The following is a 15,811-nucleotide window of genomic DNA, read 5'->3' as shown; positions in this document are numbered from 1 at the left end:
TTGGGTTAGCAAAAGGGGCAAAACCTCGGTTGACGTATAGGGCAACCCCATGACCAATCCTGTCACGCATGACCGCCGCCATTTTGAGGATCTCGCCGTCGGCGAAGTCATCACCCTGGGCCAGACCCGGGTGACCAAGGCGATGATCATTGCCTTTGCCACCGAATTCGATCCCTTCCCCTTTCACCTCGACGAGGCGGCGGCCAAGGCCAGCCTGCTTGGCGGTCTCGCTTCGAGCGGCTGGCAGACCGGGGCACTCAGCCTGCGCCTGCTGGTCGACGCCTTCCTCAGCAAGATTGCCTCGGCCGGCGGGCTCGGCTTTTCCGACCTCAAATGGAAGAACCCGGTGATGGTCGATGATACCATTGGCGGCACGGTCACCATTGTCGACCTGCGCCGCTCCACCGGCCACCCGCAATGGGGCATTGTCACGCTCGACTTCGACGTGCGCAACCAGAAGGGCGCGCCGGTACTGACCATGCGCCTGGCCAATCTGGTCGACACGCGCAACCCGGGAGCCTCGGCATGACACGCTGGTTCGAGGATATCGTCCTGGGCGAGGTCTATCCCCTCGGCAGCCACACCTTTGACGCCGACGAGATCGTGCGCTTCGCCACGCTCTACGACCCGCAATATTTCCACCTCGATGCCGAAGCGGCCAAGCACAGCCACTTCGGCGGCCTGGTGGCCAGCGGCTGGCACACCGTCAGTGTCGGCCATCGGCTGATGGTCGATACCCTGTTTGCCGAGGAAGAGCGCCTGCGCGCCATGGGCCTCGAACCCGGCGTCTCCGGCCCCTCTCCCGGCGTCAATGCCATGGACTTCAAGGTCCCCGTCCGCCCCGGCGATACCGTGAGCTACGAGCTGGTCGTCACCGACAAGCGGGCCTCGAACTCCATTCCCGGCTGGGGCCTGTTGTTCAACCGGCTGACCGCGCTCAACCAGCGCGGCGAAGTAGTCTATCGCGCCGATCTGGTCGGCTTTTCCAAGCTGCGCGACTACACCATGCCGTTCAAGCTGCGCGTGCTGCAGGCGGTGGTCAAACTGCCGATATTGGGACCGCTTCTCAAACGCCGCGCTTGAAAGCGCGGCGACGGACCGGCACTGTGTCACCATGCACCGAATCGCCCTCATTGCTGCCGTCACCGCCCTGTCTGCCACGTCGGCTTTCGCCCAAAGCTTTGAGGGCAACTGGGGCTGCCGCGACACGACCAGCGCCAAGGCCGGCATCCTGACCATCTATGGCAACGTCTATGGCTTTGCCTCGACCACGCTGGGTGACGCCGCATCCGGCACAGGCACCATTACCGGCTACGAGGATGGCGTTGCCTTCAATGACGGCGGCCTGATGACGGCGCGCAGCATCGTCGCCGGACGGGTCATCGCCGACCCCACCTACGTGGCGGCCCTTCAGCTGGAAACCGCCGATGCCATCGTCATGCTCTGCACGCCACGCTGACACCCCTCATCCCTGCTGAAAGATTTTTTCTGCCGCAGGGCTTGAACTGCTTGCGCGGCGCTATATCTAACCAAGGTGGCGCCGGGCCCCTCTGGCGAAAGCATTGACGCTTTCGTGATGTCGGAGCCACTCCAAACGAACATGGAGATGGTCCGGCGATGGATTCGCTATTTGCTGCCCTGACGGGTGAATTTCTGGGTACGCCCGTATACTTCTGGGTGGCCTTCGTCACCATCGTCATCGCCTTGCTGGTTTTCGATCTCGGCATCCTGCACAAGGATGAACGCGAGATCGGCGCTGCCGAAAGCCTCAAGCTCTATGGCTTCTACGTCACCATCGCCATGGCCTTTGGCGGCTGGGTCTGGTGGCAGCGCGGGGCTGAGGCCGGGCTCGAATTCTACACCGCCTACCTGATCGAGCAATCGCTGGCGATGGACAACATGTTCGTCATCGCCACCATTTTCGGCTTCCTTGCCATTCCCCGGCTCTATCAGCATCGAGTGCTGTTCTGGGGCATTCTGGGCGTGGTGTTCCTGCGCGCCATCCTGATCGGCCTGGGTGCTGCCCTGGTCTACCAGTTCAGCTGGATCCTGTTCATATTCGGCGCCTTCCTGGTGTTTACCGGGTTCCGCATGTTCAAGCACCAGGACGAAAAGCCGGACATCGAATCCAATTTCGCCTTCAAGTTCCTGCGCAAGCACTTCCGCATCACCGACAAGCTGCATGGCCATGACTTCACTGTCCGCCAGCCTGATCCCAAATCCGGCAAGCTGGTCGTCTGGCTGACCCCGCTGGCCGTGGCCTTGATCATGGTGGAAGTCGTCGACCTGATCTTTGCCGTGGACTCGGTGCCGGCGGTGTTCGCCGTGACGCAGGATACCTTCATCGTCTACACCTCCAACATTTTCGCCATCCTGGGTCTGCGGGCGCTCTACTTTGCGCTGGCTGCTGCCATGAACCGCTTCCGCTACCTGCAGACCTCGCTGGCCATCATTCTGGTCCTGGTCGGCATCAAGATCTTCCTGGTGCCGCTGGGCTATCACATCGACACCCTGCTCTCGCTGATCGTTACCCTCTCCATCCTGGGTGGCGGCGTCATCTTCTCGCTGTGGAAGACCCGCAACGAGCCTGACATCAGCGCTGTGGACGAACCCGAGACCGGTCAGCTCAAGCCCTGACCAAGGCTCCTTTGAAGGCGGGCGGACGACCGGTCACCGGCGTCCGCCCGCTTCTTTTGTGGATATGACAGGCAGCGCAAGCGCTCCTGACACGGTCTGTCATCGGGCGGCGCCAGGCTGGGGCAACTGAGGAGCGCTGCCATGACCCTGATCGCCACCTGCCACTGCGGTGCCACCAAGATCGAACTGCCCCGCCACCCCGCCGAGGCAGCCAGTTGCAACTGCACCTATTGCGCGCGCACCGGCGCCGTCTGGGCCTATTACGCGCCGGGGGAGCTCACCTTCCTGTCGCGCAGCGATGAGCGCAGCTACTCGACCGCGCCCGACATCCACCAGCATTATTTCTGCGGCAATTGCGGCATGCAGACCTGGGGCGACAGCCCCGACTGGGCAAGCCTCTACAATGCCGATGGCACGCCCAGGGACGGCGCCGGTGGCGGCACACCGACCCAGCGCAAGTTCGGGCTCAACCTGCTTCTGGTGGACGATCTCGACTGGTCAAGGGTGACGGTGGAACAGCTGGACGGACGCCACAACTGGTAGCGCCTCGCTCCGGCGTTGCGACGGGCCTTAGTGGCCGTCGAATTCCATCAAGGCGCTGACGTCGACGCCCTGCGCCGCGAGCTTCTCGGCCCCGCCCAGAGCCGGCAGATCGATCACGAAGGCAGCGCCATGCACCCGCGCCCCGGTGCGCCGCAACAGGCCCACGGCGGCGATGGCCGTACCCCCGGTGGCGATCAGGTCATCGACCAGCAGCACGACATGACGCGCATCGAGGACGTCGGCATGGATCTCGATGGTGTCCACGCCATATTCGAGCGCGTAGTTCTGCCCGATGGTCTCACCGGGCAGCTTGCCCTTCTTGCGCACCGGAATGAAGCCGACGCCCAGCGCTATGGCCACGCCTGCCCCGAAGATGAAGCCGCGCGCCTCGATGCCGGCCACATGCGTGATGCCCTGCCCGCGATAGCGGCTGGCAATGTCCTCGACGCTCTGCTTGAACCCCTCGGGGTGCTCGATCAGCGTGGTGATGTCACGAAACAGGATCCCCTTTTTGGGGTAGTCCGGAATCGTGCGCACGAGAGCCTTGAGATCGAGCGACATGGATATCCTGGGAAGCGGGAAAAATCAGGGGAGCCGGCGGCCTACCAGATGCCGGGCGACGACGCCCGCATTGTAGGCTGCCGAACGGGTCACATTGACCGCCACTTCGCGCGCCCTGGGATTGCTGGCCACGGCCAGGATGCCGGCCCGGACGACCGGGTTGCGCGACAGGGTGACGGCAGCGCCAACGACGGTCGCGGCAAGACGAATGGCGGACATCAGGGCTCCCTCGGCAGGTGATTTGCGCAGGCTCAATATTGCGGCGCGCCGCCCAAATGGCAAGGGCCTGAAATCGGCGTGATGGTAACGAAAAGGGCTCCGCAACGGAGCCCTTTGATTTGATGGGTCGGTATGACCGGTCGGTATCCTGTCGAGCGTAGCTCTCCAGGCCTAGTCGCCTGAAAACGCGCCACTGGCGCGTTTTCGCCGCGCAGCGGCCGGCGACTAGTGCTCGATGCCAGCCCAGATCTTGCGCTTGGTGCCATACATCAGGCCGGCAAAGATGATCAGGAACAGCAGCACGACAAAGCCGGTCTGCTTGCGGCCGGCCAGGTGCGGCTCAGCCATCCACATCATGAAGGCCGAAACGTCGGTGGAATACTGTTCCAGCGTTTCCGGTACGGCCGTCTGGCCTTCTTCCACGGTATAGGTGACCTGCCCATCCGCCAGCGGCGGCGCCATGCCGATGGCATGACCGGGGAACACATGGTTGTAGTACTTGCCTTCCGGCAGCTCGAACCCTTCGGGTGCGTCTTCCTCATAGCCGCTCAGCAGGGCGTGGATATAATCCGGCCCGCCCTCGGAATAGCCGGTGAAGTAGTTGAACATCCAGAACGGGAAGGCATCGTGCACGCCACGGGCCTTGGCCAGCACCGAGAAGTCAGGCGGCAGCGCGCCGCCATTGGCATCACGGGCGTCCTGCTCGGTGGCGAAAGGCGAAGGCCAGCGGTCGGCAGCAACGGCTGGCCGCACGCCGCCATCAGCGGTGGCATCGGCAACTTCATACTCGGCAGCCAGCGCCTTGACCTGCGCCTCCGAGAAGGACGGGCCACCTTCTTCGGACAGGTTGCGGAAGGCGATCAGCCGCGCACCGTGGCAGCTTGAGCAGACTTCCCGGAACACCTGGAAGCCACGCTGCAGCTGGTTCTCGTCATAGGTGCCGAAAATGCCGGCAAAGCTCCAGCTCTGCTTTTCGACATGCACGGCGTCCTCGGCCGCCTGCGCGGCACTGAGCCCCGAAAGGCCGGCCAGAACGGCCAGGGTGGCCAGGATGGTCTTGGTGTTGAACATGGTTCCTGCCCCTCTCTTACGCGTGCGACTTGGCGAGCACGCTCTCCGAGATGCTGGTCGGCAGGGGCCGAGGCTTCTCGATGCGGCTGAGCACGGGCAGGATGACGATGAAGTGGATGAAGTAATAGGCGGTGCAGATCTTGGAGAACAGCACGCCGATGGCATCGGCCGGCTGGGCACCCAGATAGGTCAGGGCAATGAAGTTCACCACGAACAGCCAGTAGAACCACTTGAACATCGGGCGAAAATTGCCCGAGCGCACCTTGGATGTATCCAGCCAAGGCAGCAGGAACAGGATGACGATCGAACCGCCGAAGAAGATCACGCCCAGCAGCTTGGAGTCGATGAAGAGCAGGTTGAAGTCGATGGCGCGCAGGATCGCGTAGAACGGCAGGAAATACCATTCGGGCACGATGTGGGCTGGCGTCACCTGGCTGTTGAACTCGATGTAATTGTCCGGATGACCCAGGATGTCGGGCGCAAAGAACGCGAACCAGACAAACGGGATCAGGAACACCACCATGCCAAAGGCGTCCTTCATCGTGTAGTACGGATGGAAGGGCAAGGTATCGCGGCTGTCCTTGACGTCGACGCCGGTCGGGTTGTTGTTGCCCGGCACGTGCAGGGCCCAGATATGCAGGGCCACCACGGCAGCGATGACGAAGGGCAGCAGGTAGTGCAGCGAGAAGAACCGGTTGAGCGTTGGATTGCCCACCGAGAAACCGCCACGCAGCAGCTCAAGCAGCGGCGTACCGACGACCGGAATGGCCGCAAAGATATTGGTGATCACGGTGGCAGCCCAGCCGGACATCTGGCCCCAGGGCAGCACATAGCCCATGAAAGCCGTCGCCATCATCAGCACGAAGATCAGCACGCCCAGAATCCACAGGATCTCGCGGGGCGCCTTGTAGGAGCCGAAATACATGCCGCGGAAGATGTGGATATAGACGGCAGCAAAGAACATCGAAGCGCCCACGGCGTGGAACGCCTGGATCATGCGGCCGCCATTGACGTCGCGGCGGATGTGCTCGACCGAGTCGAATGCCATCGACACATGGGGCGTATAGTGCATCGCCAGGATGATGCCGGTGACGATCTGGATGCCCAGGCACATCACAAGGATGGCCCCGAAGGTCCAGAAATAGTTGAGGTTTTTGGGCGTCGGGAAGTCCATCAGGTGTTCTTTGGAGAACCGGATGATGGGCAGCCGCTCATCGAGCCATTTCTCGATGCCCGAGCCGGGAGTGTAGGTGGAATGTTCTGACATTGCGGTAGCCCCCACTAACCGATCTGGATCAGCGAATCGCTGATGAATTCATATGGCGGAACGACCAGGTTGGTCGGTGCGGGACCCTTGCGGATACGGCCGGCGGTATCGAACTGCGACCCGTGGCATGGGCAGAACCAGCCATCGAATTCACCCGATTCACCGGTGGGGATGCACCCCAGATGGGTGCAGTTGGCAATCATCACCAGCCAGTTCTCATGGCCTTCCTTGGTGCGCTCGGTGTCGGCCTGCGGATCCTTGAGGTCGGACAGGGGCACGGCCTGGGCGGCCGCGACTTCCTCGGGCGTACGGTTGCGGATGAATACCGGCAGGCCGCGCCACAGGATGGTTACCGACTGGCCGGGCTCGATGCCATTCAGGTTGAACTCGATGCTGGCGACCGCCAGGGTCGAGGCATCGGGGTTCATCTGGTTGATCAGCGGCCACACCGTGGCCGCAGCGCCGACGCCAGCCACGGCGCCAGTTGCCACGAACAGAAAATCCCGTCGTGTCGTTGAATGTTGAGCTTCCGTGGCCAAGGTCCGTTCCCCGTACTATCACATCAGACGCGGCCGGCAGCGGCACACCCGATTTCCATGAACGGAATCGGTAGCCGACCGCCCTCAAGCGGCCCGTCAGTTGCGGTCTTTTTGCACTGTCCCATCCGCTTGTCCAGTGATCCGCACCGTGACAGCACTCAACTGCGACACTATACCCGGCAAAGCCCCGCTTTGGCGGGCCTGACAGCCTCAAGCCGCGGGATAGCCTCATGCCGGTCCACCTAGCGCTCTATCAGCCCGACATCGCCAACAATACCGGCACGCTGATCCGCCTCTGCGCCTGCCTCGATACCACCATCCACATCATCCACCCCACCGGCTTTGCCTTTTCCGCCAAGACGCTTGCGCGCGCGGGGCTCGATTATGTCGATCATGCCGCCGTGCGCGAACACGACAGCTGGACCCGGTTCGACGCCTGGCGGCGCGAGGAGGGGCGGCGCCTGGTGCTGTTGACCACCAAAAGCCAGACCTCGGCCTATGAGGCCGTCTTTTCACCGCAGGACATCATCATGGTCGGTCGCGAAAGCGCCGGCGTGCCCGACGCCGTTGCGGCTGCCGCCGACCTCGCTTTGCGCATCCCGATGCGCCCGGGCTTGCGCTCGATCAATGTCGCTTTGGCCGCGACGCTTATCCTAGGCGAGGCAAAAAGACAGACGGACGGGTTTACAGCACTGCAATGACGGGTCAAATCTCCACCACCATGACACTTCCCATCGACATAGACGCCAAAAAGGCCACCGCCCAGCTCTGGTTCCGCACCCTGCGCGACAGCATATGCGCCCAGTTCGAGGTCATCGAGGCCGAGCTTGCCGGTCCCAATGCCGAGCTGCCCGCGGGCCGGTTCGAGCGCACGCCCTGGCAGCGCGAGGCCGGCGGCGGCGGCGAAATGAGCATGCTGCATGGCCGCGTCTTCGAGAAGGCCGGCGTGCATATCTCGGCCGTGCATGGCGAGTTTTCCGCCGACTTCGCCAAGCAGATGCCCGGCACCGAGGCGGGCGCCCAGTTCTGGAGCGCCGGCATTTCGCTGATCGTCCATCCAGCCAATCCGCATGTTCCGGCCGTGCACATGAACACGCGCATGATCGTTACCGGCAAGCAGTGGTTTGGCGGCGGCGCCGACCTGACCCCGGTGCTCGACCGCCGCCGCAGCCAGGACGACGTCGATACCCTGGACTTCCACGCCGCCATGCGCGCCGCCTGCATCGACCGCCCCGGCGTCGATTATGACCGCTACAAGGCGTGGTGCGACGAGTACTTCTTTCTGCCCCACCGCAACGAACCGCGCGGTACCGGCGGCATTTTTTACGATCACCACAATAGCGGTGATTGGGACGCCGATTTCGCCTTCACCCAGGCCGTGGGCGAGGCGTTTCTGGGCATCTATCCCCAATTGGTCCGGCGCAACATGACAACCCCCTGGACCGAGGCCGACCGGCATGAACAGCTGGTCCGGCGCGGCCGCTATGTCGAGTTCAACCTGCTTTACGACCGCGGCACCACTTTCGGCCTCAAGACCGGTGGCAATGTGCAGGCCATTCTCTCCTCCATGCCGCCCGAAGTCCGCTGGCCGTGAGCTGAGGAGCAGGCGATGGGGCTGACCGATATCCAGATCACCGGCTATCGCTCGGTCCGCGCCATCAGCTTTCCCGTCCGCCAGCTTTCGGTTCTGGTCGGTGCCAATGGTGTGGGCAAGACCAACCTCTATCGAGCGCTCGAACTGGTACGCGCTGCCGCGACCGGCGACTTTGCCCAGGATATCGCGCGGGAGGGCGGGCTGGCATCGGTCATCTGGGCCGGCGAGCGCCGCAGCCATGAGCCGGCTCGGATGACCCTGCGCATTGGCCTGGAACTGGCTGACGGCCATGGCGATGGCCTGCCCGTCAGCTATGAAATCGAGCCCGGCTTCCCCACCAAGGTCGATGCAGCCTTTCCCTTGGAGGCCATGATCAAGCAGGAGAGCCTGACCCTTGCCGGGCGGCGCCCGGTGGCACTGATGGAGCGCAAGGGGCCGGCGATCTGGGTACGGAACCAGGAGGGCAAACGCATGCAGGCCGATGCGGTGCTGCTTTCCAGCGAGACGGCCCTGTCAGGGCTGCGCGGCATTCCCGAAATCGATCGGGTGCGCGAGGCGATTGCGGCCTGGCGCTTCTACCACGGGTTCCGGACCGATGCGGACTCCCCGCTGCGCCTGCCGTCCCGCGCCGTCACGGCCCCGACGCTCGATGCCAATGGCGCCAATCTGGCCGCGGTACTGGCGACCCTGCGCCACATCCGCCAGGACAGCGTCGATCTCGACGAGGCCGTCGATCATGCCTTTCCGGGCGCCCAGCTGGTCGTGCCGCCGCCCGAACACTTCGCCAGCTTTGCCATGCGCTTTGCCGATATGCCGAAACGGGAATTCGCCGCCAATGAGCTCTCTGACGGCACGCTGCAGTTCCTGGCGCTGATGGGGGCGCTGCTCTCCTATCGCTTGCCACCGCTGATCGCGCTCAACGAACCCGAAAACAGCCTGCATCCCGAACTGCTGCCGGCTTTGGCCCGCATCATTGCCAAGGCGGCGCAGCGCACCCAGGTCTGGGTGGTCACCCATTCGCAGACCCTGGCCGATGCGCTGACCGAAGAGACGGGCATCCTTCCCCGCCAGGTCATCCGCCAGCACGGCGGCACCTGGCTGGAAGGGCTCAGCCAGATCGGTCAGTTCGTCGACGACTGAACCGGATTGGCGAGGCCGCGCTTGCGCGCCAGCCGGGATTGCCGCAGCGCCCGGAACCGGGTGACCACCAGACGCACCACGACATAGAAAACAGCAAAGACCAGCACGGCCAGCGGCAGGCCGCCGATCATCATGGTCTTGAAGGTCGGCCAGACCGCGTCAAAGCCGCTCGAGAACAGACCCTGGCTGAGCTGTTCGCCGGTGGCTTCCACCCGCGCCCCCTCGGTGACACTGACCCCTCCCCCGCCCGTCAGCCAGTCGCCGACGGCATAAGATGCCGCAAAGAACAACGGAAAGCTCAGCGGATTGCCCCATACCGTGCCGATGGCGGCGGCGAGCATATTGCCGCGCACCGCGAAGGCCAGCACGAAGCCGAGAAGGAAGTGCAGCCCGATCAGCGGCAGCATCGACACCGCTGCCCCCGACGCCACGCCGGCTGCGATGGCATGCGGGCTGGCCGAAAGCCGCATCACGCGCGTCTGCAGATAGCGGCCATAGCGTCGCAAGCCCATGCGCGGCCACACGGCATCCCGAATTTTGTTCAACAAGCCTGCCCGCATGCCCGGCGTACACCCCTGGTTTCACCGCCGTACCCTACAGGCAATCCAGCCCGCCGAACAGAAAAACTGCCGTGATCGAGGCGAACCAGCGGAACTCATGCGCGCCGCCAGGCATTGTTCGACATGTCGAACCCAGGAGGATGGCATGAAGCGATTTGAATCAGGCACACTGATCCCGGGCGCCACCTGGCACGCCGAGGCCGACAGCGAGGCTGAGGTGGTGCGCAAGGCGGTCGAAAACCTGCGCAACCTGCATGGCGAGACCGAAATCCGCCCTGACATGATCGAGCGCATCAAGGAGCGCATTGTCGATACCGACGCGGCGCCCGCCAAGCCGCACTAGAGCTGGACCAGGGTCAGCAGTGCCGGCTTGCCGAGCGCAAAGCCGCTGTCGATCCAGGCCCGCTCCAGGCGGGCCAGTTCCTTGCCCAACTGTGGCCCCGGCTTCATGCCGAGGCCGGCAAGGTCGCGCCCGCTGACCGGAAAGTCCGGCACGACCAGCCCCGCCAAAGCGCGGGCGGTTTCAGCCAGCCGCGCTTGCCCCCATTGCTCACGCGCCGCCACCAGCGCCAGGCCTTCCACCGCACTTTCGCCATGCCGATAGGCGGCTTCCCCGACGTGGTCGTCCCTCAGCAGTGCCGCAGCGCGGCCAATGTCGCGCGCCTTACCCACCATCTCTTTGGACAGCCGCCAGCTCTCCTGCGCCGTTTCCAGCGCGTCACCGGCCAGCAGGGCCAGCCGCGTCGCCGCCGACTGCCCGCCCAGGGCCTCGTAGGCCACCAGAGCCCGGGCCGCCGCATCGTCGAATTGCAGCAGGCCCAGCTCGGCCATCATCAGCAGGCTCATCGCTACCTTGGGCAGCGCCAGCATGCGGGTGATTTCCTGGCCCACCCGCTCGCGCGACAGATGCCCCAGCCGGGAGACGGCCGCGGCACACGCCGCCAGCCCGTCCGGATCAAACTGCTGGCCCCCGTGACTGGCCGAGAAGCGGAAGAAGCGATAGACCCGCAAGCCGTCCTCATTGATCCGCTGCGTCGCATCGCCGATGAAGCGTACCCGCCCGGCCAGCGCATCCTCAAGCCCGTCCAGCGGGTCGAACAGGGTGCCATCCGGCCCGCAATAGAGCGCATTGAGGGTAAAGTCGCGCCGGCTGGCATCCTCGCGCCAATCGGTACCGAAGGCGACGACGGCATGACGCCCATTGGTCTCGATGTCCCGCCGCAGCGTCGTGACCTCGGCCAGCGTCTCCCCCAGTTTGAGCGTCACCGTGCCATGGTCGATGCCTGTAGGATAGAAGGCAATCCCCGCGGCTTTCGCTCGCGCCATCACGTCCTCGGGCAGCAGTTCGGTGGCCAGGTCGATGTCGGGATTGACGCGCTGCCGCGCCAGCAGAGTGTCGCGAACCACGCCGCCGACGGCCCGGGTCCGGCCCTGCGCGCCATCGAGCGCGGCCAGGATCGCCTGCGTCTCCGGTCGCACCAGCCATTCAGCCGATTTCAGCGACTCGGTGCTCATGAGGCTGCCTCGCCGGTCGCCAGATCGCGGAACTGCCGCGTGATATTGGCGGTGATGCCCCAGATACGATGGCCATCATGGTCGATCTGCCAGGTCCGGTGTTCCTTGCCGTCCCGCTTGATGCGGAACTCGCCATAGCTCTCGATCTGCAGGATGCGCCGCAGCGGCACCTCGAACACCGAATGCACCTCGCCCGGATTGGGCACGAAGGGCCCGCTCGGTGCCACGATCGCCACGACCGGGGTGATCAGGTAATTGGTGCCGGTAAAATAGGTCGGCATGAACCCCACCACCTCCACCTCGCTGGCCAGCATGCCTACTTCCTCGAACGCTTCCCGCAGCGCGGCGGCGGCAACATCACTGTCCTGAGCATCGACCTTGCCCCCGGGAAAGGCCACCTGTCCCGAATGCGCCCGCAGGTCGGGAGAGCGCTCGGTATAGAGCACGGTAAAGCCTTCCGGGCGGCGCACCAGTGCGATCAGCACCGCCGCCGGGACAGGCGGCCGCTCGAAGGGACGCGACGGCGCCCAGTCCGGCGTCAGCGTTTCGGCCGCCGGCAAAGCAGGCGGCACCGGCAGCAGGCGGGCGGTGAGGCGGTTGATGAAGGGGTCGTCGGGGGGCAAGCAAACACCAGAATTTGCGTCGGGGTCGCCAGCTTAGTGCAGGCGACCGCAGCGGGTAAACCGCGTTCAGCGCAGGAGACGGCCCGGGAACCAGTCCAGCGGCCGCAATCAATCTTCGATGTAGGCCTCAATCGGGCCGGCCAGCGTGGTGGCAAGACTCTTGTCCTCGGCCAGCAGCAGCACGCGCGTCGGATCGACCGGGCCGGGAAATTCGATATTGCCCGGCGTGGTCGGCTCCCAGCCCAGCGGGCAGTAGTAGTCGCGGTCACCCACCAGCATGACGAACTGGCCTTCGCCCCTGGCCAGGGCCCGCGCCGTGACTTCCCGGGCCAGCATCTTGCCAGCGCCCAGCTTGCGGAAATCGGGATGGGTGGCCAGTGGACCCAGCATGTAGCCATTGATGCCACCAATCGAGATCGGCGTCATCCATACCGAGCCGCAGGGCGTGCCGTCGACCTCGGCGATGAGGCTGAGGCTCATGTCGATGGGGAACCGCTCGCGGATGCGGAAGGCGGTGCGGGCAAACCGGCCCGGGCCAAAGGCGATGGCCTGCAGGTCGTCGATGAATTCATCGTCCCCGGCCCGCGTGGCCGGGCGCACGGTAACGGTCCGGGCAGCAGGAGGGGAAGCAACAGCGGCCGCAGCCGGAGGCGCAGAGACAGAGGACATATCAACAATCCAGGAAAAGACGGGTAACACCAACCCGGCGCCCAATGGGCGCCGCTTCAAAAGACCACTCAGGGTCGTCGAATTACCAGCAAAACCTTCGCCATCCTGGGCGCCTCCACGCCGAGATTCCGCATTAGCACCACAGGGGCCGGACGTAAACAAAAACTCATCAGTTGATCCTGCAAAACCGGCGCCCCTGGCGCGTCTGTGTTCAATATGCACAACGCTTCGTTACGCCGCTGCTGTCTTATCGGGTCCGCCCCAATGGCCTATGTGTCAGTCAACGCAAGCGACGGCCGGAAGTTCACGCCGGCAATACGTCGGCAACATGACGGAAAGGCTGCACCCATGGGTCAACTGATCGACGGACAATGGTCCACCCAGTGGTATGACACCAAAAAGACCGGCGGCAAGTTCGAGCGCAGCCAGGCGGGCTTCCGCAACTGGGTCACCGCCGACGGCAGCCCCGGCCCCTCGGGCACCGGCGGCTTCAAGGCCGAAGCGGGCCGCTATCACCTCTATGTATCGCTGGCCTGTCCCTGGGCCCACCGCACGCTGATCTTCCGCAAGCTCAAGGACCTCGAGGCGCTGATCGATGTCTCGGTCGTTTCGCCGAAAATGCCCGACGAAACCGGCTGGAGCTTCGATACCAGCACCGGCTCAACCGGCGACGCGCTGTTCGGCAAGGAACTGCTGTGGCAGCTTTATACCCACGCGGTGCCAGACTTTTCCGGTCGCGTGACTGTTCCTGTCCTCTGGGACAAGCAGACCGGCACCATCGTTTCCAACGAGAGCTCGGAAATCATCCGCATGTTCAACGCGGCCTTCAACGAGTTGACCGGCAATAGCGACGACTATTACCCGCAGGCCCTGCGCGACACCATCGATCCGGTCAATGCCCGCGTCTATGACGAGATCAACAACGGCGTCTACAAGGCCGGCTTCGCCACCGCCCAGAGCGCCTATGACGAGGCCGTGGGCACGCTGTTCACCGCGCTGGACTGGGTCGAGGACCTGCTCGGCCAGACCGCCTACCTGACCGGCGACACCGTCACCGAGGCCGACTGGCGCCTGTTCACCACCCTGGTGCGCTTTGACGCCGTCTATGTCGGCCACTTCAAGTGCAACCGCCGGCGCATCGCCGACTATCCCAATCTCTCGCACTACCTCAAGGCGCTCTACGAGGTGCCGGGCATCAAGGAAACCGTCGATCTCGACCATATCCGCACGCACTATTACTGGAGCCACCCCACTATCAATCCGAGCCGGATCATCCCGATCGGGCCCGAGCTCCCTTTCCTCAGCTAGGGCGGCAGCGCCTCAATAGCCCCAGATGTCACGCCGCGGCGCCTGATCGAAATATTCGTCAATGCGCTGCGACGTGGCCGGGGTGACCTTTTCCGGCAGGGCCCTGCGGTCGAACCAGCCGGCCTCGGCAATTTCGTGATTGGGCTTGAAGGCAAAGCCCTGCTCGAACCGGGTGGCGATATAGAAGGCGACATGGTCGCGATCGGTGACCGTGCTGGTATTGTGATAGAGCCCGAACAGCGCCATGGCGCCGGTGACCCGATAGCCGGTCTCCTCAAGCACCTCGCGCCGCGCCGCCGCCTCGATGGTTTCGCCCGGGCTGACGCCGCCGCCGGGAAACTGCCAGCCGGGCACATAGGTGTGGCGGATGAGGAGAACCTTGTCGCCATCCACCAGCATCACCCGCGCCCCCACCGTCATGCGCTGCCAGGTGCCCTTGAGCAGCAGAAATACCCGGGTGCGCACCCGCTGGAAGCGATTCATCTGCATGGTCTGGAACTCCTTTACGCCCACCGGTAGCAGGAACTTGATCACCACAAAATCGCCGCCGGGGGCGATTGAGCATTTTCTTGGCGGCTGGCTTCTGGCATTACGCCAGCAATGATCAATCTCGCGCACATCTCCGACATCCACCTGTCTCCCATGCCCGCCATCGGATGGCGGGACCTGCTGGGAAAACGCCTCACCGGCTATCTGAACTGGAAACTGCGGCGCCACGATGAGCTCAACAGCGAGACGCTGGCGAGCCTGGTGGCCCATCTGCAGGCCCAGAACGCCGACTTCACCGCCGTCACCGGCGATCTGGTCAACCTGGCGCTGCCCATGGAGATCGAGCGGGCAGGCAACTGGCTGGAAGCCCTCGGCCCGGCCGACAGGATCGCCGTCTGCCCCGGCAATCACGACGCCTATGTCGCCGGCACGCTGGAATCCGCGCAGCAGCGCTGGGGTGAGTATCTCAAGGGTGAAACGCTCGATGCGGGCGCCTTCCCATTTGTCCGCCGCATCGGCGAACTGGCGGTCATTTCCTGTTCAAGCGCCGTGCCGACCCGCCCCTTCCTGGCCATCGGCCGCTTTGACCTTGAGCAGGCCGAGCGACTCGGCCGCATCCTCAAGGTCATGGGCGAAGCGGACTACTTCCGCACCGTGCTGATCCATCACCCGCCCAATCCCGAGCTGCAGCACCCCTCCTTCGGCCTCAAGGGACACAAGCTGTTCCGCGAGGTGATCGCCGAGCATGGCGCCGAGCTGATCCTGCACGGCCATACCCACCGCTCCTCGATCCACTCCATTCCCGGCAACAAGCATGAGGTTCCGGTGGTCGGCGTCGCCGCCGCCAGCGCGGCCCAGGGCGGCACGCTGGACGACCCGGCCCGCTACAACCTCTTCCGCATCGAGCGCGCCGGCGATGGCTGGACCTGCACCATGCGCGAATATGGCTACCAGCGCCTGGGCAGCGAGATCGTCATGCGCCTGCAGATGCGGATCTGCTGAGCGTCCCGCAGGGCAAATCGCGCCAGTGGCGCGCTTTGAGCGAAGCAGGCCATGAGCCTAAGGCCGAATGGCCC

General features: G+C 64.3%; 21 protein-coding genes. 11 read left to right on the top strand and 10 right to left on the bottom strand.

Features of this window, described 5'->3' with window-relative positions; genetic code table 11:
* Positions 1 to 49: 49 nt before the first annotated feature.
* From AC4NN3_RS15915 to AC4NN3_RS15895, 5 genes are all read left to right on the top strand, one after another.
* Complete coding sequence (locus tag AC4NN3_RS15915) at positions 50 to 529, top strand: MaoC family dehydratase (protein WP_491928066.1); 480 nt, start codon at positions 50 to 52, stop codon at positions 527 to 529.
* The gene (locus AC4NN3_RS15910) at positions 526 to 1,083 is read left to right on the top strand and encodes a MaoC family dehydratase (RefSeq protein WP_491928065.1); all 558 of its coding nucleotides are present in this window, start codon (positions 526 to 528) and stop codon (positions 1,081 to 1,083) included. The genes AC4NN3_RS15915 and AC4NN3_RS15910 overlap by 4 nt, the downstream gene beginning before the upstream one ends.
* A gap of 31 nt (positions 1,084 to 1,114) precedes the next feature.
* Positions 1,115 to 1,459 (top strand): hypothetical protein, encoded by a 345-nt coding sequence (locus AC4NN3_RS15905; RefSeq protein ID WP_491928064.1) that lies wholly within the window; start codon positions 1,115 to 1,117, stop codon positions 1,457 to 1,459.
* Between the two features lie 158 nt (positions 1,460 to 1,617).
* Positions 1,618 to 2,637 (top strand): TerC family protein, encoded by a 1,020-nt coding sequence (locus AC4NN3_RS15900; protein ID WP_491928063.1) that lies wholly within the window; start codon positions 1,618 to 1,620, stop codon positions 2,635 to 2,637.
* A gap of 141 nt (positions 2,638 to 2,778) precedes the next feature.
* On the top strand, positions 2,779 to 3,180 hold the full coding sequence (locus tag AC4NN3_RS15895; RefSeq protein WP_491928062.1) for a GFA family protein: 402 nt from the start codon (positions 2,779 to 2,781) through the stop codon (positions 3,178 to 3,180).
* Between the two features lie 27 nt (positions 3,181 to 3,207).
* Here the strand turns inward: AC4NN3_RS15895 and AC4NN3_RS15890 are convergent, their stop codons facing one another.
* The 5 genes from AC4NN3_RS15890 to petA form a co-directional block, all read right to left on the bottom strand.
* Positions 3,208 to 3,741 carry an adenine phosphoribosyltransferase gene (locus AC4NN3_RS15890; RefSeq protein ID WP_491928061.1) on the bottom strand — a complete coding sequence of 178 codons (534 nt, stop codon included), beginning with the start codon at positions 3,739 to 3,741 and terminating at the stop codon, positions 3,208 to 3,210.
* A gap of 24 nt (positions 3,742 to 3,765) precedes the next feature.
* Complete coding sequence (locus AC4NN3_RS15885; protein WP_491928060.1) at positions 3,766 to 3,960, bottom strand: hypothetical protein; 195 nt, start codon at positions 3,958 to 3,960, stop codon at positions 3,766 to 3,768.
* Positions 3,961 to 4,185: 225 nt separating this feature from the next.
* Positions 4,186 to 5,031: a cytochrome c1 gene (locus AC4NN3_RS15880; RefSeq protein ID WP_491928059.1), complete on the bottom strand. Its 846-nt coding sequence runs from the start codon at positions 5,029 to 5,031 to the stop codon at positions 4,186 to 4,188.
* 16 nt (positions 5,032 to 5,047) lie between these two features.
* Positions 5,048 to 6,298, bottom strand: coding sequence for a cytochrome b (locus AC4NN3_RS15875; protein WP_491928058.1), 1,251 nt, complete (start codon positions 6,296 to 6,298; stop codon positions 5,048 to 5,050).
* 14 nt (positions 6,299 to 6,312) lie between these two features.
* Positions 6,313 to 6,837, bottom strand: a complete 525-nt coding sequence (gene petA / locus AC4NN3_RS15870) for a ubiquinol-cytochrome c reductase iron-sulfur subunit (protein WP_491928057.1) — start codon at positions 6,835 to 6,837, stop codon at positions 6,313 to 6,315.
* A 230-nt stretch (positions 6,838 to 7,067) separates the two neighbouring features.
* On the opposite strand from petA, the gene AC4NN3_RS15865 reads away from it, so the two are divergent.
* From AC4NN3_RS15865 to AC4NN3_RS15855, 3 genes are read left to right on the top strand one after another with little or no spacing between them, the layout of a single operon-like run.
* The gene (locus AC4NN3_RS15865; RefSeq protein WP_491928056.1) at positions 7,068 to 7,538 is read left to right on the top strand and encodes a tRNA (cytidine(34)-2'-O)-methyltransferase; all 471 of its coding nucleotides are present in this window, start codon (positions 7,068 to 7,070) and stop codon (positions 7,536 to 7,538) included.
* A complete protein-coding gene (gene hemF / locus AC4NN3_RS15860) occupies positions 7,535 to 8,431 on the top strand; it encodes an oxygen-dependent coproporphyrinogen oxidase (protein WP_491928055.1) in 897 nt (298 codons plus the stop codon). The genes AC4NN3_RS15865 and hemF overlap by 4 nt, the downstream gene beginning before the upstream one ends.
* Positions 8,432 to 8,446: 15 nt before the next feature.
* Positions 8,447 to 9,571, top strand: coding sequence for an AAA family ATPase (locus AC4NN3_RS15855; RefSeq protein WP_491928054.1), 1,125 nt, complete (start codon positions 8,447 to 8,449; stop codon positions 9,569 to 9,571).
* On the opposite strand, the gene AC4NN3_RS15850 is transcribed toward AC4NN3_RS15855, so the two are convergent.
* Positions 9,553 to 10,116, bottom strand: coding sequence for a DUF2062 domain-containing protein (locus AC4NN3_RS15850; RefSeq protein ID WP_491928053.1), 564 nt, complete (start codon positions 10,114 to 10,116; stop codon positions 9,553 to 9,555). The two genes, AC4NN3_RS15855 and AC4NN3_RS15850, sit on opposite strands and share 19 nt — an antisense overlap.
* Positions 10,117 to 10,276: 160 nt before the next feature.
* Here AC4NN3_RS15850 and AC4NN3_RS15845 point away from each other — a divergent pair, with 160 nt between their 5' ends.
* Positions 10,277 to 10,474 (top strand): DUF1059 domain-containing protein, encoded by a 198-nt coding sequence (locus AC4NN3_RS15845; protein WP_491928052.1) that lies wholly within the window; start codon positions 10,277 to 10,279, stop codon positions 10,472 to 10,474.
* On the opposite strand, the gene AC4NN3_RS15840 is transcribed toward AC4NN3_RS15845, so the two are convergent.
* The 3 genes from AC4NN3_RS15840 to AC4NN3_RS15830 all read right to left on the bottom strand — a co-directional run bounded on the left by AC4NN3_RS15840 (position 10,471) and on the right by AC4NN3_RS15830 (position 12,869).
* A complete protein-coding gene (locus AC4NN3_RS15840; protein ID WP_491928051.1) occupies positions 10,471 to 11,646 on the bottom strand; it encodes a CCA tRNA nucleotidyltransferase in 1,176 nt (391 codons plus the stop codon). The genes AC4NN3_RS15845 and AC4NN3_RS15840 overlap by 4 nt on opposite strands.
* Positions 11,643 to 12,269, bottom strand: a complete 627-nt coding sequence (locus tag AC4NN3_RS15835; RefSeq protein WP_491928050.1) for a CoA pyrophosphatase — start codon at positions 12,267 to 12,269, stop codon at positions 11,643 to 11,645. Before AC4NN3_RS15835 ends, AC4NN3_RS15840 begins: the two co-directional genes overlap by 4 nt.
* Positions 12,270 to 12,377: 108 nt before the next feature.
* Positions 12,378 to 12,869 carry a GNAT family N-acetyltransferase gene (locus tag AC4NN3_RS15830; RefSeq protein WP_491928049.1) on the bottom strand — a complete coding sequence of 164 codons (492 nt, stop codon included), beginning with the start codon at positions 12,867 to 12,869 and terminating at the stop codon, positions 12,378 to 12,380.
* A 417-nt stretch (positions 12,870 to 13,286) separates the two neighbouring features.
* Between AC4NN3_RS15830 and AC4NN3_RS15825 the strand changes: the two genes are divergently transcribed.
* The gene (locus tag AC4NN3_RS15825; protein WP_491928048.1) at positions 13,287 to 14,246 is read left to right on the top strand and encodes a glutathione S-transferase family protein; all 960 of its coding nucleotides are present in this window, start codon (positions 13,287 to 13,289) and stop codon (positions 14,244 to 14,246) included.
* A gap of 12 nt (positions 14,247 to 14,258) precedes the next feature.
* Here AC4NN3_RS15825 and AC4NN3_RS15820 read toward each other — a convergent pair whose 3' ends face one another.
* Positions 14,259 to 14,780, bottom strand: a complete 522-nt coding sequence (locus AC4NN3_RS15820; protein ID WP_491928047.1) for an NUDIX domain-containing protein — start codon at positions 14,778 to 14,780, stop codon at positions 14,259 to 14,261.
* Positions 14,781 to 14,846: 66 nt separating this feature from the next.
* Between AC4NN3_RS15820 and AC4NN3_RS15815 the strand changes: the two genes are divergently transcribed.
* Positions 14,847 to 15,737, top strand: a complete 891-nt coding sequence (locus AC4NN3_RS15815) for a metallophosphoesterase family protein (RefSeq protein WP_491928046.1) — start codon at positions 14,847 to 14,849, stop codon at positions 15,735 to 15,737.
* Positions 15,738 to 15,811 lie beyond the last annotated feature (74 nt).

The organism is Devosia sp. MDV22-iso42 (genome assembly GCF_058629155.1).
The sequence above is the reverse complement of the archived record's forward strand: the minus strand, read 5'-3'. Positions and strand labels throughout refer to the sequence as shown.

What these genes read in the sequence shown, in the direction of transcription:
- AC4NN3_RS15825 (WP_491928048.1), top strand. Translation starts at nt 13,287, where the DNA reads ATGGGTCAACTGATCGACGGACAATGGTCCACCCAGTGGTATGACACC.
- AC4NN3_RS15885 (WP_491928060.1), bottom strand. Translation starts at nt 3,960, where the DNA reads ATGTCCGCCATTCGTCTTGCCGCGACCGTCGTTGGCGCTGCCGTCACC.
- AC4NN3_RS15900 (WP_491928063.1), top strand. Translation starts at nt 1,618, where the DNA reads ATGGATTCGCTATTTGCTGCCCTGACGGGTGAATTTCTGGGTACGCCC.
- AC4NN3_RS15890 (WP_491928061.1), bottom strand. Translation starts at nt 3,741, where the DNA reads ATGTCGCTCGATCTCAAGGCTCTCGTGCGCACGATTCCGGACTACCCC.
- AC4NN3_RS15905 (WP_491928064.1), top strand. Translation starts at nt 1,115, where the DNA reads ATGCACCGAATCGCCCTCATTGCTGCCGTCACCGCCCTGTCTGCCACG.
- AC4NN3_RS15895 (WP_491928062.1), top strand. Translation starts at nt 2,779, where the DNA reads ATGACCCTGATCGCCACCTGCCACTGCGGTGCCACCAAGATCGAACTG.
- AC4NN3_RS15880 (WP_491928059.1), bottom strand. Translation starts at nt 5,031, where the DNA reads ATGTTCAACACCAAGACCATCCTGGCCACCCTGGCCGTTCTGGCCGGC.
- AC4NN3_RS15915 (WP_491928066.1), top strand. Translation starts at nt 50, where the DNA reads ATGACCAATCCTGTCACGCATGACCGCCGCCATTTTGAGGATCTCGCC.
- AC4NN3_RS15875 (WP_491928058.1), bottom strand. Translation starts at nt 6,298, where the DNA reads ATGTCAGAACATTCCACCTACACTCCCGGCTCGGGCATCGAGAAATGG.
- AC4NN3_RS15840 (WP_491928051.1), bottom strand. Translation starts at nt 11,646, where the DNA reads ATGAGCACCGAGTCGCTGAAATCGGCTGAATGGCTGGTGCGACCGGAG.
- AC4NN3_RS15815 (WP_491928046.1), top strand. Translation starts at nt 14,847, where the DNA reads ATGATCAATCTCGCGCACATCTCCGACATCCACCTGTCTCCCATGCCC.
- AC4NN3_RS15855 (WP_491928054.1), top strand. Translation starts at nt 8,447, where the DNA reads ATGGGGCTGACCGATATCCAGATCACCGGCTATCGCTCGGTCCGCGCC.
- AC4NN3_RS15910 (WP_491928065.1), top strand. Translation starts at nt 526, where the DNA reads ATGACACGCTGGTTCGAGGATATCGTCCTGGGCGAGGTCTATCCCCTC.
- AC4NN3_RS15865 (WP_491928056.1), top strand. Translation starts at nt 7,068, where the DNA reads ATGCCGGTCCACCTAGCGCTCTATCAGCCCGACATCGCCAACAATACC.
- AC4NN3_RS15845 (WP_491928052.1), top strand. Translation starts at nt 10,277, where the DNA reads ATGAAGCGATTTGAATCAGGCACACTGATCCCGGGCGCCACCTGGCAC.
- hemF (WP_491928055.1), top strand. Translation starts at nt 7,535, where the DNA reads ATGACGGGTCAAATCTCCACCACCATGACACTTCCCATCGACATAGAC.